Origin of the sequence: Amycolatopsis dongchuanensis (assembly GCF_039542405.1) — a bacterium.
GTDB classification, from domain to species: Bacteria; Actinomycetota; Actinomycetes; order Mycobacteriales; family Pseudonocardiaceae; genus Amycolatopsis_E; species Amycolatopsis_E sacchari.
Genome location: NZ_BAABIB010000159.1, coordinates 14,300 through 40,691, shown reverse-complemented (window position 1 = coordinate 40,691; position 26,392 = coordinate 14,300). Strand labels below are relative to the sequence as shown.

The following is a 26,392-nucleotide window of genomic DNA, read 5'->3' as shown; positions in this document are numbered from 1 at the left end:
AACCTCCACCGCGGTGGAGGTCAATCGCGTTTCCTCAGGCGGCGACCGGAACCGGCAGCCTGCGGCGGGGCGCGTGGACCGTGCCGAGCGCGGAGTGCACCGCGGATTCCGCCAGCGCCGCCAGTTCCCGGCGGTCGGCGGCCTTGCCCGGCGCGATCTCCTCGCACACGAACACTTCCAGCACCAGCCCGCGCAGCCGCGCGACGCGCCGGAGCGAGTCGACCAGCGACTCCGGCCCGATGAACGCCGGTTGCGTGGTTTCGCGGCCGTCGGCGAGGCGGTAGCGCAAGGCGATCGGCCGCACCGGCACACCGCCGTCGATCGCCGCCTGGAACGACGCCGGCGCGAAGCGGCCGGAGGCCAGGCCGCACCACGTCGTGCCCTCGGGCGTCACGTTCACGAGCGAGCCGCCCCGCAGAGCGGCGGCCAGTTCGCCGACCGTGCCGGGAAGCGTGGAAAGCCTTTCGCGGTCGAGGAAAATGCTGCCGCCGCGCGCGACGAGCCCGCCCAGCACGGGCCACTCGCCGACCTCCCGCTTGGCCAGCGCGCGCATCGGCCGCACCGCGTTCACCGCGACGATGTCCAGCCAGGAGATGTGGTTGTTCACCACCAGCGCGCCGCGACCGGGCGCGGCGCGGCGGAACTCCTCGCCGCCGTGCACCAGCAACCGCACGCCGAACGCCCGCAGCACCGAGCGGAAGATCAAGCGCGCCAACGGTTCCCGCACGCGCCGCAGTGCGAGCAGCGGGCTGGCGGCGAGCGCCGTCAGCACCACGGCGCACGCGGCGCCGATGCGCAGCAGCTGCCGGGGACGCGCCACGGTCGGCGCGCCCGGCGTCAGGCAGCCCTCACCACACGGCGAGACCGGCATCCACGCGTGGCTCACGCCCCGGCTCCCAGGAAGAACTTCAGGTACCGTGCGTCCACTTCGTGCAGGTCGAGCAGCGTGAAGAAGTCCGCGACACCGAAGTCCGGGTCGTGCGCGGGCGGGCCGCAGACCTTCGCGCCCAGCCGCGTGTAGCCCTTGAGCAGCGGCGGCAGCACCGAGCGCGGCGGGCGCGCGATGCCGTCGCTCTCCCACGGCCGCAGCGGCGAAACCCGGAGGTCGTCGGAGGCGTAGTGCCTGGCCTGGATGGTGTCCCACACCCCGGCCGCGAAACTCCCGCCGTCGGCGAGCGGCACGGACGCGCAGCCCGCGAGGTAGCGGTGCCCGGCCAGCAGCATGTAACGGCCGATGCCCGCCCACACCAGGCTCACGACGGCGCCGCTGCGGTGGTCGGGGTGCACGCACGACCGCCCGGTCTCGACGAGCGAACGCCGGAGCGGGGCGAGCCGGGCGAGGTCGAACTCGGTGTCGGAGTACAGCCCGCCCGCCGCGACCGCGCGCTCGGGCGGCAGCATCCGGTAGGTGCCGACGATCTCGCCCGAGTCGTCGTCACGCACGACGAGGTGGTCGCAGTATTCGTCGAACCGGTCGACGTCGAGCCCCGGCACCGGCGAGTGCAGTTCCGCACCCATCTCGCCGGCGAAGACGTCATGGCGAAGTCGTTGTGCCGCAACGACTTCTTCGCTGTCGGAGGCGACGAGCAGCGAGTAGCGGGGCGCCCCGCCCTGCTGCGCGTCGGTGCTGACGAGTAGCTGTGACCGCGTCATGCCTCAGGTGTACCGGCGGGCGGGGAACCACCAGGAGGTGCTCCGGGTGACCACCTCGTGCACGTTTCGTGAACCGTTGACGGCGACGTGATCGATTCGACGACATGGCCCCACCCGGAAGGGGGTACGGCCTCAGGGGAGTGTGGAGCCGACCGGGAAGTGAGAGGGATGTCCGGCAGCTGGTTGCGGATCGTGGTGGCCTTGGGCACGGCAGCGGTGGTGTTCGGCGTGTTCCTGGCCTGTGAGTACGTGTTGCGGCGCGTCCTCCGGCGGCTCGGGAGACGGGCCACGCTGCTGGGCGAGCTCGCCGTGCACGTCCACCGGCCGTTGCGCTGGTTCGGCGCGATGGTGGTCCTGCGCATCACGGTGCTCGTCGCCTTGCCAGTGGGAAGCTGGCGGGACGCGACGTCCCACGTGCTGACCCTCGCGCTCATCGGCACCGGCGCGTGGCTGCTCGCCGGGGTGCTGACGGCGGTCGAGCAGACGATGCTGTCCCGCTGGGACGTGGACGTGCGCGACAACCGGCACGCGCGGCGCATGCGGACGCAGATCCGGCTGGTGCGACGGGTGATCGTCGCGGCCGTCGCGGTGCTCGCGCTGGGCGCGATGCTCATGACGTTCCCCGGGTTGCGCACGGCGGGCACGAGCCTGCTCGCGTCGGCGGGTGTCATCGGCGCGATCGCCGCGCTGGCGGCGCAGTCGTTGCTGGGCAACGTGTTCGCCGGGCTGCAGATCGCGTTCAGCGACGCGATCCGGCTCGACGACGTGGTGATCGTGGAGAACGAGTGGGGCCGCGTGGAGGACATCACGCTGACCTACCTGGTGGTGCACCTGTGGGACGACCGGCGGCTGGTGATCCCGACCGCGCAGTTCATGTCGCAGCCGTTCGAGAACTGGACGCGCCGGGACGCGGCACTGCTCGGCACGGTGGAGCTGGACGTCGACTGGACCATGCCGGTCGAGGAGATGCGCGAGGAGCTGCGCCGGGTGCTGGAGTCGACGGACCTGTGGGACGGCCGCGTGTCGGTGCTGCAGGTGACGGACGCGACGAACACGCTGGTGCGCGTGCGGGCGCTGGTGAGTGCCGTGGACGCGCCGACGTTGTTCGACCTGCGCTGCCTCGTGCGTGAGCAGCTGGTGCAGTGGGTCCGGGGCAAGCACCCGTACGCGGTGCCGCGCCTGCGCGCCGAACGCGTCCCGACGATTCCCGCGTCGCACCAACCGGAAGAGGCCCCGGGCGACGACGCCCGCCTGTTCGGCGACAGCCCGGACGGGCGGGAGCGGGTGCACACGTTCAACGGACCGGAAGCGCCGTGACCGCCCAGGCCCGCGCGGGCAGGGAGAACGGCCCCGAGGGCAGGCGTTCGCGCAGCAGGTTCCGCAGCCGCTCCCGGCGGTCCCGCGGCAACGCCACGACGTACCCCGGGGCGGGTCCCTGGCCGCCCAGGAACGGCGTCCAGTAGTCGTCGAAGTCCGCGAACCGCGTGGTGATCTCGAGCGGTGCGACGGAAACGGGGCCGACGTCGGCCCACAAGCGCATGAGCGGTCCGGGGCGGCACAACGGGAAGCGGCGGCCCTCGTCCAGTTCGGCGGCGGCCGGGTCCAGCTCCGCCGCGGCGTCCCAGAACGCGCGCAGCATCGCCATTCCTCCGCCGTAGTCCCACACGTACGCGGCGACGACACCACCGGGCCGCGCGGCCCGCGCGAACTCGGCGACGGCGCGCGCGGGCTCGGGGACGAAGTTGAGCGCCAGCCCGCTCACCACGGCGTCGAAGGCGTGGTCCGGCACCGGGAGCGCCCGTGCGTCCGCGACCGCGAACCCCGCGCGGCCGGAGCGGGTCCGCGCGGTGCTGAGGAACCTCTCCGACGGATCGACGGCCAGCACCAGCCCGGGCTCGCGGTAACGGAGGACGGCACCGGTCAACGCGCCGGTCCCGCACCCCACGTCCAGCCACCGGGCGCGGCGGGGCACGGAGAGGCGCTTCAGGAACACCTCCGCGACCCGCGCACTCCAGCGGCCCATGTACCGCTCGTAGGCATCGCCGCCCCACCAGCCGTCCACGGGAAAACCCTAGGCGGTTCGGCCGGAAACGGCCCAGACCAGAAGCGCGCAAAGGGCGAAGGCGCCGCCGAGCGCGCTGGACCCGGTCCACCCCGCGAGGGAGAACGCCGTGGTCGTGGCGGTCGCTCCGAGAGCCGAGCCGAGCGAGTAGAAGATCATGTAGCCGCCGATGACGCTGCTGGTGCGGCACGGGTACGCGGTGACGAGCAGGTGCTGGTTGCTCACGTGCACCGCCTGCACGGCGAAGTCGAGCACGACCACCCCGGCGCCGACCAGCCACAGCGACCACGAGGCCTGACCCGTGGCCGCCCACGAGGCGGCGAGCAGCACGAGCGCCCCGCCCGTGACGACACGGACGAATCCCGCATCGGCCCACCGTCCGGCCCGGGCGGCACCCAGCGCCCCGGCGAGGCCCGCGATCCCGAACAAGCCGATCTGCGCGGTGTTCAGGTGCCACGGGGCCGAGCCGAGCGGCAGCGCCAGCCCACTCCACAGCGTGCCGAACGAGGCGAACAGGAAGAACGCGATCAGCCCGCGCGAGACGAACAGGCGTTCCCGGAACAGCCGCCCGAGCGACGTCAGCACCTGCCGGTAGGTGGTCCGGTCGGTGCGGGGGTCGGGCGGCAGGAGCCGCATGACGAGGTACGCCAGCACGAGCAGCAGCACGGCGAGCGCGCCGTAGACGCTGCGCCAGCCCCAGACCGCGGCGAGACCACCTGCGAGCACGCGTCCACCGAGGATGCCGGCCACGACGCCGGAAGTCACCGTGCCGAGGGTGCGTCCACGTGCCTCGGGCGTGGACAACGCGGCGGCGTAGGCGACCGTCGTCTGGACGACGACCGCGAACAGGCCGGCGAGGGCGAGCCCGGCCAGCAGCAGCCACGGGCGGCCGGCGACCGCGGCCAGCGTCGCACCGGCCCCGGCCAGCACGAGGTGGACGGCGATGAGCCGGCGCCGGTCGGTCAGGTCACCCAGCGGGACGAGGAAGGCCAGTCCCACCAGGTAACCGAGCTGCCCGGCGGTGACGATCCAGCCCAGCCCCGCGTCCGGCACGCCCAGGTCTCCCCCGACCTGCGCGAGCACGGGCTGTGCCGCGTAGAGCGTCGCGACGGCGACCGCGCAGACGAAGGCGAACAGCACGGTGCGGCCACGGGTCATGCCCATCCTCCGATCAGTAGCAAATTGCAACTATTCGTACCGTACGGCAGAATGGTTTCAATCAGCAACTCTTCTGGAGGCGTGGTGGCACAGCCGGACATCCGCACCGAGGACGTGACCTGGACCGACCCGACGTGCCCGGTGGCCCGGACCGTGGACCTCGTCGGCGACCGGTGGAGCCTGCTCATCGTCCGCGACGCCATGGACGGCGCGCGTGCCTTCACCGACTTCCAGCAGCGCACCGGCATCGCGCGCAACATCCTCACCGACCGGCTGCGCCGCCTGACCGAGCGCGGCATCCTCCACCGCGAGACGGCGCCATCCGGGAAACGGCAGGTCTACACACTGACCGCGGCCGGGCGCGACCTCTTCACCGTCGTCGTGGCCCTGCGGCAGTGGGGTGAGCGGCACGCGTTCACCGAAGGCGAGGACCACTCGGTTCTCGTGGACCACCGCGGTCACCAGCTGCCCGAGCTGCGCCCCACGGACTCGCGCGGCGAACCGGTGGACCCGGACACGACGACCGTGCGCAAGGAAAGGGGCCACCGCCGTGGGAACGGCGATGGCCCCTGAGCGAGCGCGAGGCTCAGCCCTTGCGCTTCGCGACCTCTTCGGTCAGCTGCGGGGCGACGTTGAACAGGTCGCCCACGACACCGAAGTCGGCGATCTCGAAGATCGGCGCCTCCGGGTCCTTGTTGACCGCGACGATCGTCTTCGAGGTCTGCATACCGGCGCGGTGCTGGATCGCACCGGAGATGCCCAGCGCGACGTACAGCTGCGGCGAAACCGTCTTACCGGTCTGGCCGACCTGGAACTGCGCCGGGTAGTAGCCGGAGTCGACCGCGGCGCGCGACGCGCCGACGGCCGCGCCGAGCGAGTCGGCCAGCTTCTCCACGACCTCGAACTTCTCGGCGGAACCGACACCGCGACCACCCGAGACGACGATCGACGCCTCGGTCAGCTCCGGCCGGTCGCCACCGACCACCGGCTCCACGCCGGTGATCTTCGCGGCCTTCGCCGCGTCGGTCGCGGGGACCTCGACGGACTCCTCGGCCGCCGCACCCTCGGCCTCGCTGGCCTCGACCGCGCCGGGGCGGACCGAGATGACCGGGAAACCCTTGCCCGCCTTCGACTTCACGGTGTAGGCGCCACCGAAGATGGACTGCTCGACGGTGCCGTCGGAGTTGACGGCGACCACGTCGTAGAGCAGCGCGCTGCCCAGGCGTACCGCGAGCCGGCCGGTCACCTCCTTGCCCTCACCGGTCGCCGCGGCGAGCACCGCGGCCGGGGAGACCTGCTCGGCCAGCTTGGCCAGCACGTCGACCTTCGGGGTCACCAGGTACTTGTCGGCGTCGTCGGACTCGGCGACGTACACCTTCGCCGCGCCGTAACGCGCCAGCTGCTCCTTGAACTTGCCCGCGGTGCCGGGGGCGCCCACGACGACGGCCGACGGCTCGCCCAGCTCGCGCGCGGCGGTCAGCAGCTCGAAGGTCAGCTTCTTCAGTTCGCCGCCCAAGTGGTCGACGAGAACCAGAACCTCAGCCATTGTTCGTTCTCCTCTCAGATGAGCTTCTGGCCGACCAGGAACTCGGCGATCTTCGTGCCGCCGTCGCCCTCGTCCTCGACGCGCTGACCGGCCTGCCGCGGCGGCTTCGGCGCCGCCTCGGTGACCTGCGACCACGCGTTGCCGAGGCCCACCTCGCCCGCGTCGATGCCCAGATCGGCGATCGTGAGCGTGTCGACGGGCTTCTTCTTCGCGGCCATGATGCCCTTGAAGGACGGGTACCGCGGCTCGTTGATCTTCTCGCTGACGCTCACCAGCGCCGGCAGGCTCGCCTCGAGGTGGGTCAGCCCGTCCTCGGTCTCGCGGTCGGCCTTCACGGTCGTGCCGTCAACGGTCAGCTGGCGCACGTAGGTCAGCTGCGGCAGGCCCAGCAGCTCGGCGAGGATCGCGGGCACCGCACCAGCGCGGCCGTCGGAGGCCTCGTTGCCGGCGATGATCAGGTCGTAGCCCTCGACCTTGCCGATGGCGGCGGCGAGCACCTTCGCGGTGGCGATCACGTCGGAGCCGTGCAGCGCCTCGTCGGAGACGTGGATGGCCTTGTCGGCACCCATCGACAGCGCCTTGCGGATGGCGTCGGTGGCGCGGTCGGGGCCGACGGAGATCACGGTGACCTCGCCCTCCCCGGCCTCCTTGATCTTGAGGGCCTCTTCGACGGCCTTCTCGTTGATCTCGTCGAGCACCGCGTCGGCGGACTCGCGGTCCAGCGTGTGGTCAGCGTCGGAGAGCTTCCGCTCCGAATAGGTGTCTGGCACCTGCTTGACCAGAACGACAATCTTCGTCATGGGTCCCCTTCGACCTCCCGGATTCCAGCCCTACTCGTCGGTAGCGTAGGGAGGTTCGGCGGCGTTGGCGCGCTGAGGTGATGCCATTCACCGAGAATCGCAATTTACTAGGACGATGGTCCCAATACTTCTGTCCACCCTATCGCGCTACTCCGAGTGGCCTTGTCGGCGGATGGGCTACACGTCGTAGACCTTTCGGGCTAACCTCACTGACCGTGTCTCCTCACGTGGCGGTAGTGACCGACTCGACGGCCTCGCTGTCGGAGCAGCTCGTGCGGCAATGGGGGATCAAGGTGATCCCGCTGCAGCTCCAGGTCGAGGACCGCATCGACGACGAGAACCGGTTCGACCGCGGGGAGCTCGTGGAGTCGCTGCGGGCCGGCCGCCACGTCGCGACCGCCCCGCCCGATCCGGGCGCCTTCTTCTGGTCCTACCAGGACGCGGCGAGCGCGGGTGCCGCCGCGATCGTGAGCGTGCACATCTCGGGCCGGATGTCGGCCACCGTGCACGCCGCCCGCCAGGCCGCCGAGCAGGTGCGCATCCCCGTCTACACGCTGGACAGCGGGACGGTCGGGATGAGCCTGGGCTTCGCGGTGCTGTCGGCCGCGCGCGCCGCGGCCGCCGGAGCGCAGGTGAACCGCGTGATCGAGGCGGCGGAGCGGCGCTTCACCAGCACGTCCGAGCTGATCTACGTGGACACGCTCGAATACCTGCGCCGCGGCGGCCGGATCGGCGCCGCCTCGGCGATGGTGGGCACCGCGCTGAACATCAAGCCGCTGCTGACCGTCAAGAGCGGCGAGGTCGCGCCGCTCGCCCGCGTCCCCGGTGCCAAGCGGGCGCTGAACAAGCTGGTGGACCTCGCGGCCGAACGCGCGGGTTCGCACCCGAGCGAGGTGGCGGTTTCGTGCTTCCGGCCCACCGAGCGCGAGCTGGCGATGGTGGGCCAGCTGCGGCAGCGCATCCCGAACCTGCGCGACCTCTCGATCGTCGAGGCGAGCGTGGTCGTCGGCTCCCATGTCGGGCCCGGTGCGATGAGTGTGACGGTTTCTCCGGTTTGACCTGGGGAACTCCCCCTGTGCCGCCGCCGTTGGAGCGGTAGCGGAAACCGACATACGGGAGGAACCGTGGCCTCGCTGTTCAACCGCATCGCCCGGCTCGCCAACAGCCCGCAGGGCCGTCGCGCGATCCAGCAGGCGAAGCAGTTCGCCAACGACCCGCGCCGCCGCCAGCAGGCCAAGGACGCGGTGGAGAAGGTGCGCAGGCAGCTGGCGAACCGCCGACGCGGACACTGATCGATAACTTCCCGTGAAGCTGTAACACTCGGCCGTTATCACCCGATAGGGTCACCCCCGTCCGGACGAGCCGAGGGAGCCGCGGGTGCTGACGGGGACGACGACCACACGTGAAGCGGCCGACGACGAGCAACGGCTCGTCGCGGAGATCAGGCGGTTCGCGGCCGCGCCGTTCGACGCCAGGCCGGCGCAGACGGCGCGGGTGGACGACCTCGACCTGCGGCTGTTCAGCTCCACCTACCTGCCCGCGTTCGAGTCCCCGGAGGAGACGTCGCGGCCGGTCGAGGCGGAACTGGCGCGACTGCGCCTCACGACGCCCGGCGGCGCGCCCACGAACCTGGGCGTGCTCGCCGTGGGCGCTGATCCGAGCGCGCACGTGCCGGGCGCGTACGTGCAGTTCATCCGGTACCAGGGCCTGGACCTCGACGCGCCCGTCGTCGACCAGCACGAGATCCGCGGCAACCTGGTCCACACCGCGACGCGGCTCAGCGCCCTGGTGGGCGCGAACCTGCGGACGAAGCTGAAGGAGGGCGAGGGCCTCTTCCGGGAAGACGCCCTGCCCGACTACCCGCCCGAGGCCCTGCGTGAGACGTGCATGAACGCCGTCATGCACCGGGACTACGAGCGCTCCCACGCGCCGGTGCGCATCGCGTGGTTCGAGGACCGGATCGAGGTGACCAACCCGGGCGGCCCGTACGGCCAGGTGCGGGTGGACAACTTCGACCGCGTGCAGGACTACCGGAACCCGGGGCTCGCCAGGGCGATGAAGGCGCTCGGATACGTCAACCGCTTCGGCCGCGGCATCTGGCGCATCCGGTCCGCCATGGCGAGGGCGGGCAACCCGGTCCCCGAGTTCCGCGTCGACGACTCCTCGTGGTGCGTGGTCCTGCGGAAGTGGCCCTAACCGCAGTTGGAGCAGCAGCCGCAGCCCGGGCCGGTGCACTTGCCGCAGCTGTTGCCGCAGCAGCCGGGGGCCGGGACCTCTTCTTCGTGCGCCATGATCGTTCTCCCGTCGTCGGTGGAACCAACGCATAGAGGGTCGCGCATATCCGCCCACCGGTTCCCGAACGTCGCCGGATCGGATGAAGATCGGGAAACGCCGGACGCTAGCGTAGGGGGAACCGGGCACAGCGGACGGGAGGCCGAGTGGACGTCGAAGTCGCAGGCAGGAGCACTGCGTTGCACCTGACGGGCGAGCGCACGGTGCCCGGCGTCCCGAGCGAGAACTACTGGTTCCGCCGGCACGAAGCCGCCTACCTCGCGCTCCTGCCGCTCTGCGCGGGCGCGACCGTCCTCGAAGCCGGGTGCGGTGAGGGGTACGGCGCGGCGTTGATCGCCGAGCGGGCCGCCCGTGTGGTGGCGCTCGACTACGACGAGCCGACCGTCACGCACGTCGCCCGGCGTTATCCACAGCTGGGGACAGTGCGGGGAAATCTCGCGTACCTGCCGCTCGGTGCGTCCACTGTGGACGTCGTCGCGAACTTCCAGGTGATCGAGCACCTGTGGGACCAGGCGGGATTCCTCGCCGAGTGCCGCCGGGTGCTGCGGCCGGGCGGGCGGCTGCTGGTGACCACGCCGAACCGCCTGACGTTCACGCCCGACAGCGACACCCCGCTCAACCCGTACCACACCAGGGAACTCGCACCGTCCGAACTGGACTCGCTGCTGCGTGACGCCGGGTTCGAGGTCGAGTCGCTGCGGGGGCTGCACCACGGTCCCGCCGTGCGCGCCCTGGACGAGCGGTACGGCGGGTCGATCATCGACGCGCAGCTCGACGTCGTCATGGGGCAGCTGCCGGGGCAGGCCGAGTGGCCGGAGGAGCTGCTCGCCGACATCGCGGCCATCGAGGCCGCCGGGTTCGAGATCTCCGCCGGGCGCCTGGACGAAAGCCTCGACCTGATCGCCGTGGCGGTGCGCCCGTGACCACCGAGGGCACGTTCTGCCTCGTCCTGCACAGCCACCTGCCGTGGCTGCCGCACCACGGGTCCTGGCCCGTCGGCGAGGAGTGGCTGTACCAGGCGTGGGCGCATTCGTACCTGCCGGTGGTGGACCTGCTGCGCCGGTTCGCCGACGAGGGCAGGCGCGACGTGCTCACGCTCGGCGTGACGCCGGTGCTCGCCGCGCAGCTCGACGACCCGTACAGCCTGCGGACCTTCCACGAGTGGCTCGGCCACTGGCAGCTGCGCGCACTCCAGGCGAGCACGCTGTGGCGCGACGACCCGCTGCTGCGGGAGCTGGGCGCGGCCGAGCACCGGGCCGCGGTGCACGCCACCGAGGAGCTGGAAACCCGGTGGCGGCACGGGTTTTCTCCGATTCTGCGGTCCCTTGTGGACAGTTCGACGATCGAGCTGCTCGGCGGGCCGCTCACGCACCCGTTCCAGCCGCTGCTGCACGAACGGATCCGCTCGTTCGCGCTGCGGTCCGGGCTGGACGACACGCGGCTGCGGATCGGGCACCGGCCCGAGGGCATCTGGGCGCCGGAGTGCGGTTACGCGCCGGGCATGGAGGATGGGTACGCGGCCGCGGGCGTGAAGCGCTTTCTCGTGGACGGACCGTCGCTGCGCGGGGACACCGCGGGGGCACGCACGGTCGGCTCGTCGGACGTCGTGTGCTTCGGGCGTGATCTTGAGGTCACGTACCGGGTGTGGTCGCCGAAGTCGGGCTACCCGGGGCACGCGCACTACCGGGATTTCCACACGTGGGCGCACGAGGTCGGGGTCAAGCCGTCGCGGGTGACCGGGCACCACGTCGCGCCGGAGCACAAGGCGCCCTACGACCCGGCGCTGGCGGCGGACGCGGTGCGGCAGCACGTGAAGGACTTCGTGGACACCGTCGTGACGCGGTTGCGGCAGCTGCGGGAGCGTGACGGGCGGGAGGCGCTGGTCGTCGCCGCGTACGACACGGAGTTGTTCGGGCACTGGTGGCACGAGGGCCCGGCGTGGCTCGAAGGGGTCCTGCGGGCGCTGCCGGAGGCCGGGGTGCGGGTGACGACGTTGCGTGGCGCGGTCGAAGCCGGGCACGTGCGAGGACCCGTGGACCTGCCGGCGTCGTCGTGGGGCTCGGGCAAGGACTGGCGCGTGTGGGACGGCGAGCAGGTCGCGGACATGGTCGAGGCGAACGCGGCGCTGCAGCGGCGGCTGCTGGCCCTGCGGCCCGGGGCGGTGCGGAATCCGGTGCTGGACCTGGCCGTGGGCGAAGCGATGCTGGCCCTGTCGAGCGACTGGGCGTTCATGGTGACGAAGGACTCGGCGGCCGACTACGCCCGGCGCCGGGCGCGCGTGCACACGGACCGCTTCGACGCGCTCGTGGCGGGCCGGGGCCCGTTGCCGCTGGAAGACCGCGTCTTCGGGCACCTCGACGCGCGGTTGTTGACTCGCGAGTAACCTCGCCTCATGCGCGTGCTGATGTTGTCCTGGGAGTACCCGCCGGTCGTCGTCGGCGGGCTCGCGCGTCACGTGCACGCGCTGGCGAGGCACCTCGCCAAGGACGGGCACGAGGTCGTGGTGCTGTGCCGCCACGTGGCGGGAACCGACGCGCAGACGCACCCGACCACCGATCGCGTGGTCGACGGCGTGCGCGTCATCCGCGTCGCCGAGGACCCGATGCATGTGACGTTCGAGCAGGACCTGATCGCGTGGACGCTCGCGATGGGGCACGCCATGGTGCGGCACGGCCTGGCGTTGCTGCGGACGTGGCAGCCGGACGTCGTGCACGCCCACGACTGGCTGGTGGCGCACCCGGCGATCACGCTCGCGGAGACGTCCGGCAAACCGCTGGTCGGCACCATCCACGCGACGGAGGCCGGGCGGCATTCCGGCTGGTTGTCGTACCCGCTCAACCAGCAGGTGCACTCGGCGGAGTGGTGGCTCGCGAACCGGTCCGACGCGCTGATCACGTGCTCGCAGGCGATGCGCGCCGAGGTGGCGGGGCTGTTCGACGTGCCTGCCGACGACATCACGGTGATCCACAACGGGATCGAGGAACGCGGCTGGCGCGTGCCGGCGGCGGAGGTCTCGAAGGCCCGCGCCGAGTACGCGCCCGGCGGTGAGCCGTTGTTGCTCTACTTCGGACGGTTGGAGTGGGAGAAGGGCGTGCAGGACCTGCTCGCCGCGCTGCCCGCCATCCGCCGTGACCACCCCGGGACGCGGCTGGTGGTGGCCGGACGGGGGCGGCACCTGGACGAACTGGTCGCGCAGGCGCGGAAACTGCGGGTGCGGCGGGCGGTGCACTTCACGGGGCACCTGCCGGACCGGGAACTGCGCGCGGCACTCGCGGCGGCGGACGCGGTGGTGCTGCCGAGCCGGTACGAGCCGTTCGGGATCGTGGCGCTGGAAGCGGCGGCCGCGGAGGCGCCGTTGATCGCCTCGACGGCCGGTGGCCTGGGCGAGGTGGTGATCGACGGGATCACCGGCCTGGCCTTCGAACCGGGCGACAGCGCGGCGATCCGCTCGGCGGTGGATTCCGTGCTGCGGGACCGCAAGGCGGCGAAGCGCCGTGCCAGGACCGCACGCGCCCGCCTCGCGGAGGATTTCGACTGGGCGAGGATCGCGGAAGCCACGGCGGCGGTCTACCGCCGCGCGAAGGCCGGTGACCACGGCGAACTCCCGCGCCCGAAGATCCCGACGGGGAACGCCTTCGCGTGAAGGCGAGCCCCGAACAGTGACCCTGCAACGGGAAGCGAGCAGGGGCCAACGCCCACACCCACCCCCGCCCCGATCCCCAGCCGCACTTACGGCCGCTCCGGCGTGTCAAGGGTGGGCGAAGCCCATCGCGCAGCGACGCCGAAGGCGCCCTTTACGCGCCCCGAGCGGCCGTGAACACTCAAGGATCGGGGCGGGGGTGGGCCCCGGAGCAGGGCGCCCAGCGCCCGGTGGACCCCAGTGCCGTCGAACTCAGAAAACCGGAAACCCCACCCCACGCTCCTCCTCCGGCCGGGAGCCGAAGATGCGCCGCTCCGCTTCCGTGATCGGGACGTCGTTGATGCTCGCCTCGCGGCGGCGCATCAGGCCGTCCTCCGTGAACTCCCACAGTTCGTTGCCGTAGCTGCGGTACCACTGCCCCGCCGCGTCGTGGCTCTCGTACTGGAAGCGGACCGCGATGCGGTTGCCCCCGAACGCCCAGAGTTCCTTGCGCAGCGCGTAATCCAGCTCACGCTCCCACTTCTCCGTCAGAAAACGCACGATCGCCTCTCGGCCGACGATGTACCGGTCCCTGTTGCGCCACACGGAATCCTCCGTATACGCCAGCGCGACCTTCCCCGGGTCTCGCGTGTTCCAGGCGTCTTCGGCGGCCTGGACCTTCTGGGCGGCGGTGGTCTCGTCGAACGGCGGGAACGGGGGTCGGCTCATGTCGGCCAGCCTAGAGAACGCGCGTTCTCCTCGCTAGTGCGAAAAGAACCCGGCAGGAAGGTTGGGGACTTCCCACCGGGTCTTCCCGCGCGCTGTCCGGCCAGAGATCAGCGCACGTCGCCCTCCCCGTCAGGAGGTAAGGAGGGCGACCAGCTCACCAGCCCCTCGGGCGGAAAGCGCTTCACCGCACGTCCGTCAGGTACCGGGCGTACGCGCACGTCGTGAAGAAGCTCGGCAGCTTCTCGCCGAGGGCGGTCTCCTCGAAGATCTCCCGGGCGTCGTCCAGCCTGCTGTCGCCCAGCTCGGCGCGGACCGACGCCAGCTCCTCGTCCAGCCACTGCCGCACCAGCTCCGGCGTGATCGCCGTGCCGTCGCCCAGCTTCGTGCCGTTGCGGACCCACTGCCACACCTGGCACCGGGCGATCTCGGCCGTCGCGGCGTCCTCCATGAGGTTGAAGATCGCCGCCGCACCGGTGCCACGCAGCCACGAGTCGACGTAGCGCAGCGCGACGTTGATGTTGCTCCGGACACCCTCCTCGGTGACGTCGCCGCCCGCGCTGGCCACGTTGAGCAGATCGGTGGCCGTCACCGACACGTCGTCCCGCAGGCGGCCCAGCTGGTTCGGCCAGCCGCCGAGCGTCTCGGTGAACACCTCGTCGCACACCGGGACCAGCCCGGGGTGCGCGACCCACGAACCGTCGAAGCCGTCGTTCGCCTCGCGTTCCTTGTCCTGCCGGACCTTCTCGAAGGCGACGGCGTTGGCCTCGGGGTCCTTGCTCGGGATGAACGCCGCCATCCCGCCGATCGCGTACGCACCGCGCTTGTGGCACGTGCTGACCAACAGCTCGGTGTAGGCCCGCATGAACGGCACGGTCATCGTGACCTCCGCGCGGTCCGGCAGCACGAAGTCGGCACCGGCGTCGGCGAAGTTCTTGATGATCGAGAAGATGTAGTCCCAGCGCCCGGCGTTCAGCCCGGCCGCGTGCTCACGCAGCTCGTAGAGGATCTCCTCCATCTCGAACGCGGCGGGGATCGTCTCGATCAGGACGGTCGCGCGGATCGTCCCCTGCGGGATGCCCAGTTCGTCCTGCGCCATGCGGAACACGTCGTTCCACAGCCGGGCCTCCAGGTGGCTCTCCAGCTTCGGCAGGTAGAAGTACGGCCCGCTGCCCCGCGCGATCAGCTGGCGCGCGTTGTGGAAGAAGTACAGCCCGAAGTCCACCAGGCTCGCCGAAACCGGCCGCCCGTCGATGCGGATGTGCTTCTCCACCAGGTGCCAGCCCCGCGGCCGCGCGACGATCGTGGCCGGGTTGTCGCCGATGCGGTACTGCTTGCCGTTCGACTCGAAGTCGATGTTGCGGCGGATCGCGTCGTAGAGGTTCAGCTGGCCGCCGATGATGTTGGCCCACGTCGGCGAGGTGGCGTCCTCGAAGTCCGCGAGCCACACCTTCGCGTCCGAGTTCAGCGCGTTCACCGTCATCTTGCGGTCGGTCGGGCCGGTGATCTCGACGCGGCGGTCCTCCAGCCCCGGCGCGGGCTGCGCGACCTGCCACGACGGGTCGTTGCGGATCCAGCGCGTCTCGGGCAGGAAGTCCAGCGTGCGCTCCCCCGCGGCGAGTTCCTCGCAGCGGCGGCGCCGCTCGTCGAGCAGTTCGCGCCGGCGGCCGGCGAAGGCGTTGTCCAGCTTCGCGATGAAGTCCACCGCGGCCGGGGTGAGGATTTCGTCGAACCTTTCCCCGCGGGGACCGGCGACTTCGATCCGGGACGTGAAGCGTGCAGACATGACAACCTCTCTTCGGCTCTTCGGCGCGAACGGGAAAGGGGCCGGTGCGGCGCACCGGCCCCCCTCAACCGGTCAGTGGAACTGGGCTTCCTCGGTGGAGCCGGTGAGCGCGGTGGTCGAGCTCTCCGGGTTCAGGGCGGTGGACACCTGGTCGAACCAGCCGGTGCCGACCTCGCGCTGGTGCTTCGTGGCGGTGTAGCCCCGCTCCTCGGCCGCGAACTCACGCTCCTGCAGGTCGACGTAGGCGGTCATGCCCTCGCGGGCGTAGCCGTGCGCCAGGTCGAACATCGAGTAGTTCAGTGCGTGGAAGCCGGCCAGCGTGATGAACTGGAACTTGTAGCCCATGTGGCCGAGCTCGCGCTGGAACTTCGCGATCGTCGCGTCGTCCAGGTGCTTGCGCCAGTTGAACGACGGCGAGCAGTTGTACGCCAGCATCTGGTCCGGGTACTTGGCCTTGATGGCCTCCGCGTACTTGCGGGCGACCTCGAGGTCCGGAGTGGACGTTTCCATCCACAGCAGGTCGGCGTACTCGGCGTAGGCCAGACCGCGGTCGATGCACGGCTCGATCCCGTTGCGCACCTTGTAGAAGCCCTCGGAGGTGCGCTCGCCGGTGATGTACTTCTGGTCGCGCTCGTCCACGTCGCTGGTGATCAGCGTCGCGGCCTGCGCGTCGGTGCGGGCGACGACCAGGGTCGGCACGTTCAGCACGTCCGCGGCGAGGCGGGCGGCGTTGAGGGTGCGCTCGTGCTGCTTGGTCGGGATGAGGACCTTGCCGCCGAGGTGACCGCACTTCTTCTCGGACGCCAGCTGGTCCTCCCAGTGCACGCCCGCGGCACCGGCCGCGATCATGCCCTTCATCAGCTCGAACGCGTTGAGCGGGCCACCGAAGCCGGCCTCGGCGTCGGCGACGATCGGGGCGTACCAGTCGATGTCCGTGTTGCCCTCGGCCCAGTTGATCTGGTCCGCACGGCCCAGCGCGTTGTTGATGCGCCGCACGACGGCCGGGACCGAGTTCGCCGGGTACAGGCTCTGGTCCGGGTAGGTCTGGCCCGCCAGGTTGGCGTCGGCCGCGACCTGCCAGCCCGACAGGTAGATGGCCTTGAGGCCCGCGCGGACCTGCTGGACGGCCTGGTTACCGGTCAGCGCGCCCAGCGCGTGGACGTAGTCCTCGGTCTGCAGGAGCTCCCACAGCTTCTCCGCGCCGCGGCGGGCCAGCGTGTGCTCCTCGACCACGCTGCCACGCAGCTTGATCACGTCGGCCGCGCTGTAGGACCGCTTGACACCCTTCCACCGGGGGTCGGTCTCCCACTGCTTGGCCAGCTCGGCGGCCGCCTGCTCGAAGTTCTGTGTCATGAGATGTCTCCACCCTTGCAAACTTTGCGATGACTCGCTGATGCCATTGACGATGACATGACCTGCTGAAACAGCGCCAGCGCTCCAATTTGCCAATTTCTGCGAATTTTCCGTAGCATGTTGTGAAGGTTGCGAACGCTGTGTTCGCAGCCACCAGAAAGTTTCGTGACTGAACCGGTTTCTTGATCGGTCAGGCACGGAAGATCTCCGACCGGGAGGCCCGGAATGGACAAGACTTTCGCCGGCGCGAAACTGCGGCACCTGCGCGAGAGCCGCTCGATGAGCCAGGCGGACGCCGCCCGTCTGCTGGAAATCAGCCCCAGCTACCTCAACCAGATCGAGCACAACGCCCGTCCCTTGACCGTTCCAGTGCTCCTCCGCATCACCGAGGCGTTCGGCGTCGACACCGAGTTCTTCGCCAACAACGACACCGCGCGGCTGGTCGCGGACGTCCGCGAAGCCCTCCTCGACGAGGCCGTCGGCGTCGAGGCGACGACCAGCGAGCTGAACGAGCTGGCGACCAACCTGCCCGCCGTCGCGCAGGCCCTGGTCAAGCTGCACCGCAGCTACCGCAACGCCGTCGAGACGACGGCCGCGCTGGTCACGGAGAACGGCATGGGCCTGCACGGCAGCGCCGCCGCCCCCCTGCCGCACGAGGAGGTGCGCGACTTCTTCTACGAGCGCGAGAACTACGTCGCCGAGCTGGACGAACGCGCCGAGAAGATGGCCGTCGCGATGGACCTGCGGCCCGGCAGCGTGCACCGGACGTTGCAGGACCGGCTGACCGGGCACTACGGCGTCCAGGTGACGACCGAGGGCATCGACGAGGCCCGCGGCCAGCAGCACCGGTACGAACCGGTCGCCCGCGTGCTGCGGCTCGCGCCGAGCCTGCGCATCGGGCAGCGGTCGTTCCGGATGGCCTCGCAGATCGCGCTGCTGGAGTACGACGACCTGATCACCGAACTGGCCGACTCGTGGGCGTTCTCCGGGCCGGCCGCGCGGTCACTGGCGAGGGTGGGGCTGGCGAACTACTTCGCGGGCGCGCTGATCCTGCCGTACGGGCCGTTCCTGTCGCAGGCCGAGCGGTTCCGGTACGACATCGAGCGCCTGTGCGACCACTTCGGGGTCGGCTTCGAGACGGTCTGCCACCGGTTGTCGACGATGCAGCGGCCGAAGATGCGCGGGGTGCCGTTCTCGTTCGTCCGGGTGGACCGGGCGGGGAACATGTCGAAGCGCCAGTCGGCGGCGGGTTTCCACTTCTCGCGCGTGGGCGGGGCGTGTCCACTGTGGAACATCTACGAGGCTTTCACGCAGCCGGGCAAGATCATCACGCAGATCGCGACCCTGCCCGACGGCAAGAGCTACTTCTGGATCGCGCGCACGGTCGCCCGCAACATCGGCGGCTACGGCAGCCCGGGCAAGATGTTCAGCGTCGGCCTCGGCTGCGAACTGCGGCACGCGCGGCGGCTGGTGTACTCGACGGGCCTCGACCTGGACGACCGCGCCGCCGCGACCCCGATCGGCATGGGCTGCAAGGTGTGCGACCGGCCGGCCTGCCCGCAGCGCGCGTTCCCCACGATCGGCAAGCAGTTGACGGTGGATGAGAACACGAGCACCTTCGTGCCCTATCCGGCCGTGCCGAAGAGCTGACCGGGCAATGTCTCGGTGTGACCGGCGGGGGCGTGGCTACCGTCAGTCCGCGGTCCCACGACCGGTCAGCAGCCCACGGCGGGACGAGCACCTTCGTGCCCTATCCGGCCGTGCCGAAGAGCTGACCGGGCAATGTCTCGGTGTGACCGGCGGGGGCGCGGCTACCGTCAGGCTGCGGTCCCACGGCGGGACGAGAACATTCGTGCCCCATCCGGCCGTGCCGAAGAGCTGACCGGGCAACGCCTCGGTGTGACCGGCGGGGCGCGGCTACCGTCAGGCTGCGGTCCCACGGCGGGACGAGAACATTCGTGCCCCATCCGGCCGTGCCGAAGAGCTGACCGGGCAACCTCTCGGTGTGACCGGCGTGGGCGCGGCTACCGTCAGCCTGCGGTCCCACGGCGGACGAGAACATTCGTGCCCCATCCGGCCGTACCGAAGAGCTGACCGGGCAACGTCCCCGCTCGACCGCCGCGGGCGTGGCTACCGTCGGCGGCATGCGCGTCCTGTTCAGCAGCATGCCCACGCACGGGCACGTGCTGCCGTTGCTGCCCACCGCGGGCGCCGCCCGTGCCGCGGGCGACGAGGTCGCCGTGTCGACCGGCGCCTCGCTGCGTGAGGTGGTCGGGGAGCTGCGGTTCCTGCCCGCGGGGCCGGAGATGCCGGAGCTGTTCGCCGAGCAGGCGCGACGGCCGGGGTCCCGCGATCCCCGGCGCGCGGAAGACCTGCCGGCGGTGACGGCCTTCTTCGGCGACGTGCGCATCGGGCTGACGTTCGACGCGGCGCTGGCGGCGGCGAAGGCGTTCCAGCCGGAACTGGTCGTCGCCGAGGTGGCCGACCTGGTCGCCCCGCTCGTCGCCGCGGCGCTGGGGGTGCCGTGGGTGGCGCACAGCATCTCGGCCGCGTTCCCCGAGCCGCTGGCCCGGCTGTTCGAGGAGGAGGTGCGGCGGCAGGCGGAGGCGAGGGGCCTGCGCGTGTCGCCGCGGAGCGCGTTGCTGGACCTGTGGCCGTCGTTCCTGCAGTTCGACGGCTACCGCCCGCCCGCCGACCTGGTTCCGGTGCGGCCGCTGCCCTACCGGCCGCCGGGCAGCGCGCCCGCACCACTGGCGCGGGGCGAGCGGCGGCGGGTGCTGTTCACCCTCGGCACGACGGGGGACATGTCGGTGGTCACGGGCAGGCTGCTGGCTTCACTGTCCGCTTTGGACGTCGAGGTCGTCGTCACCGCCGATCCGGTCCCGGACGCGCCGGACGCCGTCCGGTTCGTCGGGTTCACCCCGCTGGCGGACCTGCTCGAAGGCACGGACGTGGTGATCACGACCGGCGGCGCGGGCACCCTCATCGCGGCGCTGGGGCACGGCATCCCGATGGTGACGCTGCCCATGGTGGCCGACCAGCCGTTGCTCGCCGAGCGAGCGGCGTCGCTGGGCGCGGCGGCGGTCGTGGACCCGCGGCAGGCGGAGGACCGGCTGGCGGACGCGGTGGCGACGGTTCTCGGCGAGCCGGAGTACGGCGCGACTGCCCGCGAGGCGGCGGCGCGGATCGCGCAGCTGCCCGCGCCGGAAGCCGCCTGGGCGGAGGTGCTGGCGCGGCTCGCGCAGGGGTGAAGCGGCGCGAGCCGGGGCACGGCTCGCCCGCGACGCGGCGGCACGGATCACGCAGCTACCCGCGCCCGAAGCCGCCTGGGCGGAGGTGCTGGCCCGGATCGCGCAGCGGGGAAGCGACCGCGAGCCAGGGCACGGCTCGCCCGCGACGCGGCGGCACGGATCACGCAGCTGCCCACGCCCGAAGCCGCCTGGGCGGAGGCGCTGGCCCGGATCGCGCAGCGGGGAAGCGGCGCGGGGACAGCGGCACAACCGGGCGACAAGCGACCGCGAGCCAGACACGGCTCGGCCACCCGCGACGCGGCGGCGCGGGTCGCGCAGCCGCCCGCACCGGAAGCCGCCTGGGCGGAGGCGCTGGCCCGGATCGCGCAGCGGGGAAGCAGCGCGGGGAAGCGACCGCGAGCCGGGGCACGGCTCGACTGCCCGCGGCGCCGCCCGGGCGGAGTGCCGTCGTAGCAGCGAAGCAGCACAGGAAATCACGCCGGTAGCCACTCGACCCACGAACCGTGTGGGTCGGTGCGGGCGATGGCCTGGGCGTCGCGGGCCAGGGTGAACGTGCCGGGCACAGCAGAGACCTCACAACCGGGAATCACGGCCGCGTTCTCGTTCGCCAGCCAGACCGCGCCCGTGGCGCGGACCGCGTCGGCGAAGGCGGCGCGTTCGCCCGCGTCCCGGACGTAGGCCAGCACGGCGGTGTGGAACACGACGAGCGTCGCCTCCGGTGGGGCCTGCGCCGCGAGCGCGGTGAAGTCCGTTCGCAGGTCCCCGCGGTGCACCGGCGGCGGGTCCCGGCGGGCGACCTCCAGCGCGGCCCGCAGCCGGGGCAGGCGCTCCTCCTCCCCCGGCCAGATCAAGGCCTCCAGCCACGCGCATTCGGCGGGATCACGCACGTCGAGCGGGTTGAGGTCGAGTCCGGCCCGCCAGACCACCTCGGGCACACGCGACGGCAGCGGCGTGGCGTCGTTCGCCCGACAGGGAAGCACCGGCTCGCCGGGCAGGGACACGCGGCCGTAGTCGTAGCCGTACCGATCGGGCTGCAGGCACAGCCCCGCCGACGCGCCCACCTCCAGCAACGCGAGTGGCTGCGGCAGAGCCGCGAGCGCGGGCAGCAGCGTCGCGCACCGCGCGGGTTCGTTGGTCTGCGTCGAACGGCTGACGATCACTTCGCGGATGTCACCACGGCGCTCGGCGAAGGACTCCCGGAACGACGCCCAATCCCGCGTCGGACCACACAGGTACTGCACCGCCGCCAGGAACAGGTTCGGCTGCCGCTTCGCCTGCGGCAGCTCCTCCAGGAACGCCAGCACTTCCGCGTCTTCGGCGATGCGCGTGCAGATCTCGGTGTACACCTGCGACCGGCCCGCCGTCTCGTGCTCGGCGAAGCGGCGGTACAGCTCCGCGACGCCGGGCACTAGCCCTGTTCCAACGTCTTCTGCAGTGCCTTGTCCGCCTTGCGGGCCATGTCCTTGATCGCCTCGCGGCGGGCCGCGTCGGCTTCGTAGTCGGCTCGGCGGTCGCGCACGACGCGGGCCGGGGAGCCGACCGCGATGGCGTAGTCCGGGATGTCCCCGCGCACCACGGCGTGTGCGCCGAGCACGCAGCCGCGCCCGACGCGCGTGCCGCGCAGGACCGAGACCTTCGTGCCGATCCACGTGTCCGGCCCGATGCGCACGGGCGACTTCACGATGCCCTGGTCCTTGATCGGCAGGGTGATGTCGCTCGTCACGTGGTCGAAGTCGCAGATGTAGACCCAGTCCGCGACCAGCGTCGCCGCACCGAGTTCGATGTCGAGGTAGCCGTTGACGACGTTCTGCCGCCCGAACACGGCCTTGTCGCCGATGCGCAGCGAACCCTCGTGACAACGGATGGCGTTGCCGTCACCGATGTGCACCCAGCGCCCGATCTCCAGCCTGCCGTAACCGGGACGGCAGTGGATCTCGACGTTCTTGCCCAGGAACACCATGCCCCGCAGGATGATGTGCGGGTTCGCGAGCCGGAACTTCAGCAGCCGCCAGTACCGGACCAGGTACCACGGGGTGTACGCCCGGTTCCGGAGGAGCCAGCGCAGCGAATCGGCGGTCAGGAACTTCGCCTGCCGCGGGTCCTTCCGCGCCCGGCGCCACGCACCCACCCTCGACAGCACCGGCGATCCCCACATGGATGTCATAGGTTGGAAGGGTAACTGCCTCCCTCAAGGGCGGCGGCGGGGAAGGGGCTGGCCATGGGCACACGGCTGATCATCGACACGGACCCCGGCGTGGACGACGCCTTCGCGATCGCGCTCGCCGCGCTCAGCGACGACGTGGACCTGCTCGGGGTGACGACGGTGTTCGGCAACGTCTCGCTCGAAGCCACCACGCGCAACGCCCTGCGCGTACTGCAACTCTGCGGCCGCCCCGACGTTCCCGTCGCCGCCGGGGCCGCGCGCCCGCTGGTGCACCCGCAGCCCGCCCGGGCCGGGCACGTGCACGGCGAGGACGGGCTGTCCGGCCGCTCCGCCGCGCTGCCCGAGCCCGAGCGCGGACCCGAGCCGGGCGGCGCCGTCAAGCTGCTGGTGTCGCTGCTGGAAGCGGCCGACGAGCCGGTGACCATCGCGCCGATCGGGCCGCTCACCAACATCGCGCTGCTCCTGGCGGCGCACCCGCACGTCAAGGAGAAGATCGGCCGGATCGTGCTGATGGGCGGCGGCGTCGGCCGCGGCAACAGCACGGCGACCGCCGAGTTCAACATCTGGAGCGACCCCGAAGCGGCCCGGCGCGTGCTCGTCGAGGAGGACGTGCCGTGTGTCATGGTGCCGCTCGACCTGACGCACCGCTGCGCCGTTTCCACCGCCTGGCTGGGGAAACTCGCGGCCGGTGGCCGGATCGGCGCCGCACTGGAAGCGCTCACCCCCGACTACCTGGCGTCCTACCGGCGCTCGCTCGGCTGGGACGGGATCGTGCTGCACGACGCCGTCGCCGTCGCCGAGGCGATCAGCCCCGGCATCCTGCGCACCGAGTCCTACCCGGTCGACGTGGACTGCACGTTCGGCCCCGGACGCGGCACCACCCTCGTCGACCGCCGGCGGGCCGGCATGCGCGGCGAGGGTGAGGGTGCCGTCGCCCCGAGTGCCGTCCAGGTGGCGGTGGACACCGACGTGGACGGCCTCGGGGAGTTCGTGCTGGGCAGGCTCACGCGGTGAGCGCGGCCTTGAGGAACGCGACAGCCTGAGCGATCGCCGCACCGGCGGCAGGGGTCTCGCGCAGGGCGTTCAGCATCACGAAGTCGTGGATGACGCCCTGGTAGCGCACGGCCGTCACGGGGACACCGGCCTGGCGCAGCTTCGCTGCGTACGCCTCGCCTTCGTCGCGCAGCACGTCCGCCTCGCCGGTGATCACGAGTGCCGGCGGCAGGCCCGCGAGCTGCTCGACACTCGCCCGCAGCGGTGAAGCGGTGATCTCGGCGCGCTGCTTCTCGTCGGTCGTGTACTGGTCCCAGAACCACTTCATCCCGGTGCGGGACAGGAAGTACCCGTCGGCGAACTGCTCGTACGAGCCGGTGTCGAAGTTCGCGTCGGTGACCGGGTAGAACAGCACCTGCTGCCGGAACGACGGGCCACCGCGCTCCTTGGCCATCAGCGTGACGGCGGCGGTCATGTTCCCGCCGACCGAGTCACCGGCGATCGCGATGCGGCTCGCGTCGAGGTCCTTCTCGGCGCCGTGCTCGGCGACCCACTTCGCGACGGCGTAGTTCTGCTCGATCGCGACGGGGTAGCGGGCCTCGGGCGAGAGGCTGTACTTCGGGAAGACGACGGCGGCACCGGTGCCGACGGCGAGTTCGCGCACCAGGCGGTCGTGGGTGTGCTCGTTGCCGAACACCCAGCCCGCGCCGTGGATGTAGACGACCACCGGCAGCGCGCCCGTCGCGCCCTTCGGCCGCAGGATGCGCACCGGCACGTCGGCGACGGTCGTGTCCTCGATGTCGACCTCGGGCTTGGCGATCTCGCCCGACTGCACCTCGTCCACCGCCTTGCGGCCTTCGGCCGGGCCGAGGTCGTACAGGTACGGCGGGTTGGCGGTGGCCTCGGCGAACGCCTGCGCGGCGGGTTCCAGAGCGAGGTTCCGGGGGTTCGCGGTCATGTCCTTCTCCTTGCGTCGGTCGAACCGGATGACATGAAGGTAGCGCGCCATTCAGTTGTGCACAACTTAGTTGGACACAATGAGATGTAGAGCACTTGAATTGCCCGCATGACCAGGTGCGGGCACCATGGGTGCCAGGAGGTGACCGAGATGTCCGGAGAAGCACCCCGGCTCGACGATCAGGTCTGCTTCGCGCTCTACGCGGCGTCCCGCGCCGTGACGAACCTGTACCGGCCGCTGCTGGACGAGCTGAACCTGACGTACCCGCAGTACCTCGTGATGCTGGTGCTGTGGGAGCACGACAGCTGCCAGGTCAAGGAGCTGGGCCGGGCGCTGAGCCTCGACTCGGGCACGCTGTCGCCGCTGCTCAAGCGCCTGGAGAAGCTCGGGCTCGTGCGGCGCGAACGGCGCAGTGACGACGAGCGCTCGGTGAGCATCACGCTGACCGGCGAGGGCGCGGCGCTGAAGGAGAAGGCGATCCCGCTGCCGACGACGATCGGTGAGGCGATGGGCCTCGACGACGCCGGGCTGGCCGAGCTGCGCACGACGTTGCGCGCGCTGACCGAGTCCGTGACGAACTACCGCGTCACGCCGTCGGCGACGACCAGGGGGTAGGTGCACGCCGGGTCGGGATCGAGCACCTTCTCGCAGGTGATCCGGTAGGTCCACGGGCCGGCGAGGTCGTAGGCGTAGTGCAGCTCGCCGCCCCGGCGCGGGAACACTGTGGACAGTCGCAGCTCGTGCTCGTCCCGGCGGCCGGGCAGGCCGGAGCGCGGGTCGGCGTAGCGCACGCCGTCGACGGTGAACTCGTGCAGCTCGGTTCCGTCGTGCCCGGCCAGCGGCAGCAGGACCTCGTGCAGCGCGCCGAGGGTGGTGCCGGCCGGGACCTGCACCCGCCACCACTCCCCCGTGCCCGCTTCGACCTTGAGCTGGTGCACCCGGACGCGGAAGTTCGCCTTCACCAGCGCGTCGTGCAGCCCGGCGGCGTCGGGGTGGTCGCTGGCCGCGAGGACGCCGAGGCCGCCGCTGTCGCGGACGTAGTGGAAGGCGTTCTCGAGGCCGCGGCGGACGCGCGTGGCCAGGGCGTATTCGGTGACGAGCCAGCGGCGCTGCAGCTCGTCGACGCCGCGGCCCTCACCCCAGCTCGCCAGCGCGGCCATCGCGTGGGCACGCAGGTTCCGGTACCGCAGGGCGCTGCGCCAGGCGGACAGCACCTCCGCGCCGAAGCCCGCGACGACGTCCACCGCCGCGACCCGCTCGACGGGGGTGGCGAAGTCCGCGGCGTGCAGCAGCTGGGCCGCGCCGAAGACCGGACGGCGATCGCCGAACCAGCGCAACGCCAGTTCCCACGTCTCGTCCTCCGGCAGCGGGGCGAGCCGGGTCAGCAGTTCGCCCGCCGACAGCTCAGGCGTGACGGACTCGGGAGCGCGGGCCTCGAACCGGTCGCGCGCCCACCGGCCCAGATCCGTCAACCGCCCGCCGTCGAGCGCGCCGAAGCTGGTCAGCAACGCCACCGCGTCCTCGACGGGCAGGTCGCCGGTCTGCCGGAACGCCTTGTACGCGGCGGCCGCGTCCTCGTAGCCCGCCAGGATCTCTGCGACGTCCCCGCCTTCCGCGGCGGCGAGCACGGCGCGGCAGAGCGTGCGCGCGCCCCGGCGCTCCGGATCGTGCGACTCCGCGGTCAGAACGGCGTCGAGCCCCTTCAGCCACAGTTCGGCGGGATCGCCCTCGGGCTCGCGCGCGACCGCCTTGGCCGGGCCGATCTCGATCAGCCCGGCGGCTTCGGCGGCGAGCCACGGCCAGTGGACCGTGGGCACCTCGGCCGCCGTGCGTACCTTCGCCGGCAACCGCACGCCGAGCGCGGCTGCCGCCGACGGCAACTGCGCAGGCTTCAACACCCCTTTGGCCGTAACGGGTTTTCCCGAACCGACCCATTTCCTGAGTTTGTCCGCCTGCGACAGTCCCTCCTCGGCCGAGTTCGGGATCCGGGACGTCACGCCCGGAACACTAGAAGCACAGCCGGCGCACACC

At 71.5% G+C, this 26,392-nt stretch carries 25 protein-coding genes; 12 read left to right on the top strand and 13 right to left on the bottom strand.

Annotated features, from left to right (window positions below; translation table 11 throughout):
- Window positions 1–34: 34 nt before the first annotated feature.
- A complete protein-coding gene (locus ABFX51_RS36545) occupies window positions 35–886 on the bottom strand; it encodes a lysophospholipid acyltransferase family protein (protein ID WP_091515429.1) in 852 nt (283 codons plus the stop codon).
- Window positions 883–1,653, bottom strand: a complete 771-nt coding sequence (locus tag ABFX51_RS36540) for a GNAT family N-acetyltransferase (RefSeq protein WP_091515427.1) — start codon at window positions 1,651–1,653, stop codon at window positions 883–885. Before ABFX51_RS36540 ends, ABFX51_RS36545 begins: the two co-directional genes overlap by 4 nt.
- A gap of 168 nt (window positions 1,654–1,821) precedes the next feature.
- Here ABFX51_RS36540 and ABFX51_RS36535 point away from each other — a divergent pair, with 168 nt between their 5' ends.
- Window positions 1,822–2,970, top strand: coding sequence for a mechanosensitive ion channel family protein (locus ABFX51_RS36535; protein WP_346056526.1), 1,149 nt, complete (start codon window positions 1,822–1,824; stop codon window positions 2,968–2,970).
- On the opposite strand, the gene ABFX51_RS36530 is transcribed toward ABFX51_RS36535, so the two are convergent.
- Window positions 2,948–3,715, bottom strand: coding sequence for a class I SAM-dependent methyltransferase (locus ABFX51_RS36530; RefSeq protein WP_245783389.1), 768 nt, complete (start codon window positions 3,713–3,715; stop codon window positions 2,948–2,950). The two genes, ABFX51_RS36535 and ABFX51_RS36530, sit on opposite strands and share 23 nt — an antisense overlap.
- A 9-nt stretch (window positions 3,716–3,724) precedes the next feature.
- A complete protein-coding gene (locus tag ABFX51_RS36525; RefSeq protein ID WP_091515422.1) occupies window positions 3,725–4,879 on the bottom strand; it encodes an MFS transporter in 1,155 nt (384 codons plus the stop codon).
- A 45-nt stretch (window positions 4,880–4,924) separates the two neighbouring features.
- Here ABFX51_RS36525 and ABFX51_RS36520 point away from each other — a divergent pair, with 45 nt between their 5' ends.
- Window positions 4,925–5,446, top strand: coding sequence for a winged helix-turn-helix transcriptional regulator (locus ABFX51_RS36520; RefSeq protein ID WP_091515419.1), 522 nt, complete (start codon window positions 4,925–4,927; stop codon window positions 5,444–5,446).
- Between the two features lie 13 nt (window positions 5,447–5,459).
- On the opposite strand, the gene ABFX51_RS36515 is transcribed toward ABFX51_RS36520, so the two are convergent.
- Both ABFX51_RS36515 and ABFX51_RS36510 read right to left on the bottom strand, forming a co-directional pair.
- On the bottom strand, window positions 5,460–6,419 hold the full coding sequence (locus tag ABFX51_RS36515) for an electron transfer flavoprotein subunit alpha/FixB family protein (protein ID WP_091515416.1): 960 nt from the start codon (window positions 6,417–6,419) through the stop codon (window positions 5,460–5,462).
- Window positions 6,420–6,433: 14 nt separating this feature from the next.
- Window positions 6,434–7,219 carry an electron transfer flavoprotein subunit beta/FixA family protein gene (locus ABFX51_RS36510; protein WP_091515413.1) on the bottom strand — a complete coding sequence of 262 codons (786 nt, stop codon included), beginning with the start codon at window positions 7,217–7,219 and terminating at the stop codon, window positions 6,434–6,436.
- 215 nt (window positions 7,220–7,434) lie between these two features.
- On the opposite strand from ABFX51_RS36510, the gene ABFX51_RS36505 reads away from it, so the two are divergent.
- The 6 genes from ABFX51_RS36505 (at window position 7,435) to ABFX51_RS36480 (ending at window position 13,154) form a co-directional block, all read left to right on the top strand.
- Window positions 7,435–8,277 (top strand): DegV family protein, encoded by an 843-nt coding sequence (locus tag ABFX51_RS36505; RefSeq protein WP_346056525.1) that lies wholly within the window; start codon window positions 7,435–7,437, stop codon window positions 8,275–8,277.
- Window positions 8,278–8,343: 66 nt separating this feature from the next.
- Window positions 8,344–8,511 (top strand): hypothetical protein, encoded by a 168-nt coding sequence (locus tag ABFX51_RS36500; protein WP_177228966.1) that lies wholly within the window; start codon window positions 8,344–8,346, stop codon window positions 8,509–8,511.
- A gap of 85 nt (window positions 8,512–8,596) precedes the next feature.
- Window positions 8,597–9,415: an ATP-binding protein gene (locus ABFX51_RS36495; protein WP_346056524.1), complete on the top strand. Its 819-nt coding sequence runs from the start codon at window positions 8,597–8,599 to the stop codon at window positions 9,413–9,415.
- A gap of 242 nt (window positions 9,416–9,657) precedes the next feature.
- A complete protein-coding gene (locus ABFX51_RS36490) occupies window positions 9,658–10,434 on the top strand; it encodes a class I SAM-dependent methyltransferase (protein WP_346056523.1) in 777 nt (258 codons plus the stop codon).
- Window positions 10,431–11,894 (top strand): 1,4-alpha-glucan branching protein domain-containing protein, encoded by a 1,464-nt coding sequence (locus tag ABFX51_RS36485; RefSeq protein ID WP_346056522.1) that lies wholly within the window; start codon window positions 10,431–10,433, stop codon window positions 11,892–11,894. The genes ABFX51_RS36490 and ABFX51_RS36485 overlap by 4 nt, the downstream gene beginning before the upstream one ends.
- Window positions 11,895–11,903: 9 nt before the next feature.
- Entirely contained in the window at window positions 11,904–13,154 is a 1,251-nt protein-coding gene (locus tag ABFX51_RS36480; RefSeq protein WP_346056521.1) for a glycosyltransferase family 4 protein, read from the top strand.
- Between the two features lie 249 nt (window positions 13,155–13,403).
- Here the strand turns inward: ABFX51_RS36480 and ABFX51_RS36475 are convergent, their stop codons facing one another.
- The 3 genes from ABFX51_RS36475 to aceA all read right to left on the bottom strand — a co-directional run bounded on the left by ABFX51_RS36475 (window position 13,404) and on the right by aceA (window position 16,995).
- Window positions 13,404–13,859 (bottom strand): nuclear transport factor 2 family protein, encoded by a 456-nt coding sequence (locus ABFX51_RS36475; RefSeq protein WP_091515399.1) that lies wholly within the window; start codon window positions 13,857–13,859, stop codon window positions 13,404–13,406.
- Between the two features lie 181 nt (window positions 13,860–14,040).
- Window positions 14,041–15,642, bottom strand: a complete 1,602-nt coding sequence (gene aceB, locus ABFX51_RS36470; protein WP_091515397.1) for a malate synthase A — start codon at window positions 15,640–15,642, stop codon at window positions 14,041–14,043.
- Window positions 15,643–15,714: 72 nt separating this feature from the next.
- Entirely contained in the window at window positions 15,715–16,995 is a 1,281-nt protein-coding gene (gene aceA / locus ABFX51_RS36465) for an isocitrate lyase (protein ID WP_091515394.1), read from the bottom strand.
- Between the two features lie 225 nt (window positions 16,996–17,220).
- On the opposite strand from aceA, the gene ABFX51_RS36460 reads away from it, so the two are divergent.
- Window positions 17,221–18,645, top strand: a complete 1,425-nt coding sequence (locus tag ABFX51_RS36460; protein ID WP_091515391.1) for a short-chain fatty acyl-CoA regulator family protein — start codon at window positions 17,221–17,223, stop codon at window positions 18,643–18,645.
- Between the two features lie 494 nt (window positions 18,646–19,139).
- Complete coding sequence (locus ABFX51_RS36455; protein ID WP_091515388.1) at window positions 19,140–20,246, top strand: glycosyltransferase; 1,107 nt, start codon at window positions 19,140–19,142, stop codon at window positions 20,244–20,246.
- Between the two features lie 473 nt (window positions 20,247–20,719).
- On the opposite strand, the gene ABFX51_RS36450 is transcribed toward ABFX51_RS36455, so the two are convergent.
- The gene (locus tag ABFX51_RS36450; RefSeq protein ID WP_346056520.1) at window positions 20,720–21,655 is read right to left on the bottom strand and encodes a DUF2332 domain-containing protein; all 936 of its coding nucleotides are present in this window, start codon (window positions 21,653–21,655) and stop codon (window positions 20,720–20,722) included.
- Window positions 21,655–22,410, bottom strand: coding sequence for an acyltransferase (locus ABFX51_RS36445; protein ID WP_091515383.1), 756 nt, complete (start codon window positions 22,408–22,410; stop codon window positions 21,655–21,657). The genes ABFX51_RS36450 and ABFX51_RS36445 overlap by 1 nt, the downstream gene beginning before the upstream one ends.
- A 54-nt stretch (window positions 22,411–22,464) precedes the next feature.
- Here ABFX51_RS36445 and ABFX51_RS36440 point away from each other — a divergent pair, with 54 nt between their 5' ends.
- On the top strand, window positions 22,465–23,424 hold the full coding sequence (locus tag ABFX51_RS36440; protein ID WP_091515380.1) for a nucleoside hydrolase: 960 nt from the start codon (window positions 22,465–22,467) through the stop codon (window positions 23,422–23,424).
- On the opposite strand, the gene ABFX51_RS36435 is transcribed toward ABFX51_RS36440, so the two are convergent.
- Complete coding sequence (locus ABFX51_RS36435; protein WP_091515379.1) at window positions 23,414–24,361, bottom strand: alpha/beta hydrolase; 948 nt, start codon at window positions 24,359–24,361, stop codon at window positions 23,414–23,416. The genes ABFX51_RS36440 and ABFX51_RS36435 overlap by 11 nt on opposite strands.
- Before the next feature lie 150 nt (window positions 24,362–24,511).
- Between ABFX51_RS36435 and ABFX51_RS36430 the strand changes: the two genes are divergently transcribed.
- A complete protein-coding gene (locus ABFX51_RS36430) occupies window positions 24,512–24,976 on the top strand; it encodes a MarR family winged helix-turn-helix transcriptional regulator (RefSeq protein ID WP_091515376.1) in 465 nt (154 codons plus the stop codon).
- On the opposite strand, the gene ABFX51_RS36425 is transcribed toward ABFX51_RS36430, so the two are convergent.
- Entirely contained in the window at window positions 24,940–26,358 is a 1,419-nt protein-coding gene (locus tag ABFX51_RS36425; RefSeq protein WP_346056519.1) for a plasmid pRiA4b ORF-3 family protein, read from the bottom strand. The genes ABFX51_RS36430 and ABFX51_RS36425 overlap by 37 nt on opposite strands.
- Window positions 26,359–26,392 lie beyond the last annotated feature (34 nt).

Coding starts and splice junctions, on each gene's coding strand:
- aceB (WP_091515397.1), bottom strand. CDS start 15,642: ATGTCTGCACGCTTCACGTCCCGGATCGAAGTCGCCGGTCCCCGCGGG.
- ABFX51_RS36475 (WP_091515399.1), bottom strand. CDS start 13,859: ATGAGCCGACCCCCGTTCCCGCCGTTCGACGAGACCACCGCCGCCCAG.
- ABFX51_RS36540 (WP_091515427.1), bottom strand. CDS start 1,653: ATGACGCGGTCACAGCTACTCGTCAGCACCGACGCGCAGCAGGGCGGG.
- ABFX51_RS36515 (WP_091515416.1), bottom strand. CDS start 6,419: ATGGCTGAGGTTCTGGTTCTCGTCGACCACTTGGGCGGCGAACTGAAG.
- ABFX51_RS36520 (WP_091515419.1), top strand. CDS start 4,925: ATGGTTTCAATCAGCAACTCTTCTGGAGGCGTGGTGGCACAGCCGGAC.
- ABFX51_RS36525 (WP_091515422.1), bottom strand. CDS start 4,879: ATGGGCATGACCCGTGGCCGCACCGTGCTGTTCGCCTTCGTCTGCGCG.
- ABFX51_RS36535 (WP_346056526.1), top strand. CDS start 1,822: ATGTCCGGCAGCTGGTTGCGGATCGTGGTGGCCTTGGGCACGGCAGCG.
- ABFX51_RS36440 (WP_091515380.1), top strand. CDS start 22,465: ATGGGCACACGGCTGATCATCGACACGGACCCCGGCGTGGACGACGCC.
- ABFX51_RS36460 (WP_091515391.1), top strand. CDS start 17,221: ATGGACAAGACTTTCGCCGGCGCGAAACTGCGGCACCTGCGCGAGAGC.
- ABFX51_RS36455 (WP_091515388.1), top strand. CDS start 19,140: ATGCGCGTCCTGTTCAGCAGCATGCCCACGCACGGGCACGTGCTGCCG.
- ABFX51_RS36445 (WP_091515383.1), bottom strand. CDS start 22,410: ATGACATCCATGTGGGGATCGCCGGTGCTGTCGAGGGTGGGTGCGTGG.
- ABFX51_RS36430 (WP_091515376.1), top strand. CDS start 24,512: ATGTCCGGAGAAGCACCCCGGCTCGACGATCAGGTCTGCTTCGCGCTC.
- ABFX51_RS36435 (WP_091515379.1), bottom strand. CDS start 24,361: ATGACCGCGAACCCCCGGAACCTCGCTCTGGAACCCGCCGCGCAGGCG.
- aceA (WP_091515394.1), bottom strand. CDS start 16,995: ATGACACAGAACTTCGAGCAGGCGGCCGCCGAGCTGGCCAAGCAGTGG.
- ABFX51_RS36480 (WP_346056521.1), top strand. CDS start 11,904: ATGCGCGTGCTGATGTTGTCCTGGGAGTACCCGCCGGTCGTCGTCGGC.
- ABFX51_RS36510 (WP_091515413.1), bottom strand. CDS start 7,219: ATGACGAAGATTGTCGTTCTGGTCAAGCAGGTGCCAGACACCTATTCG.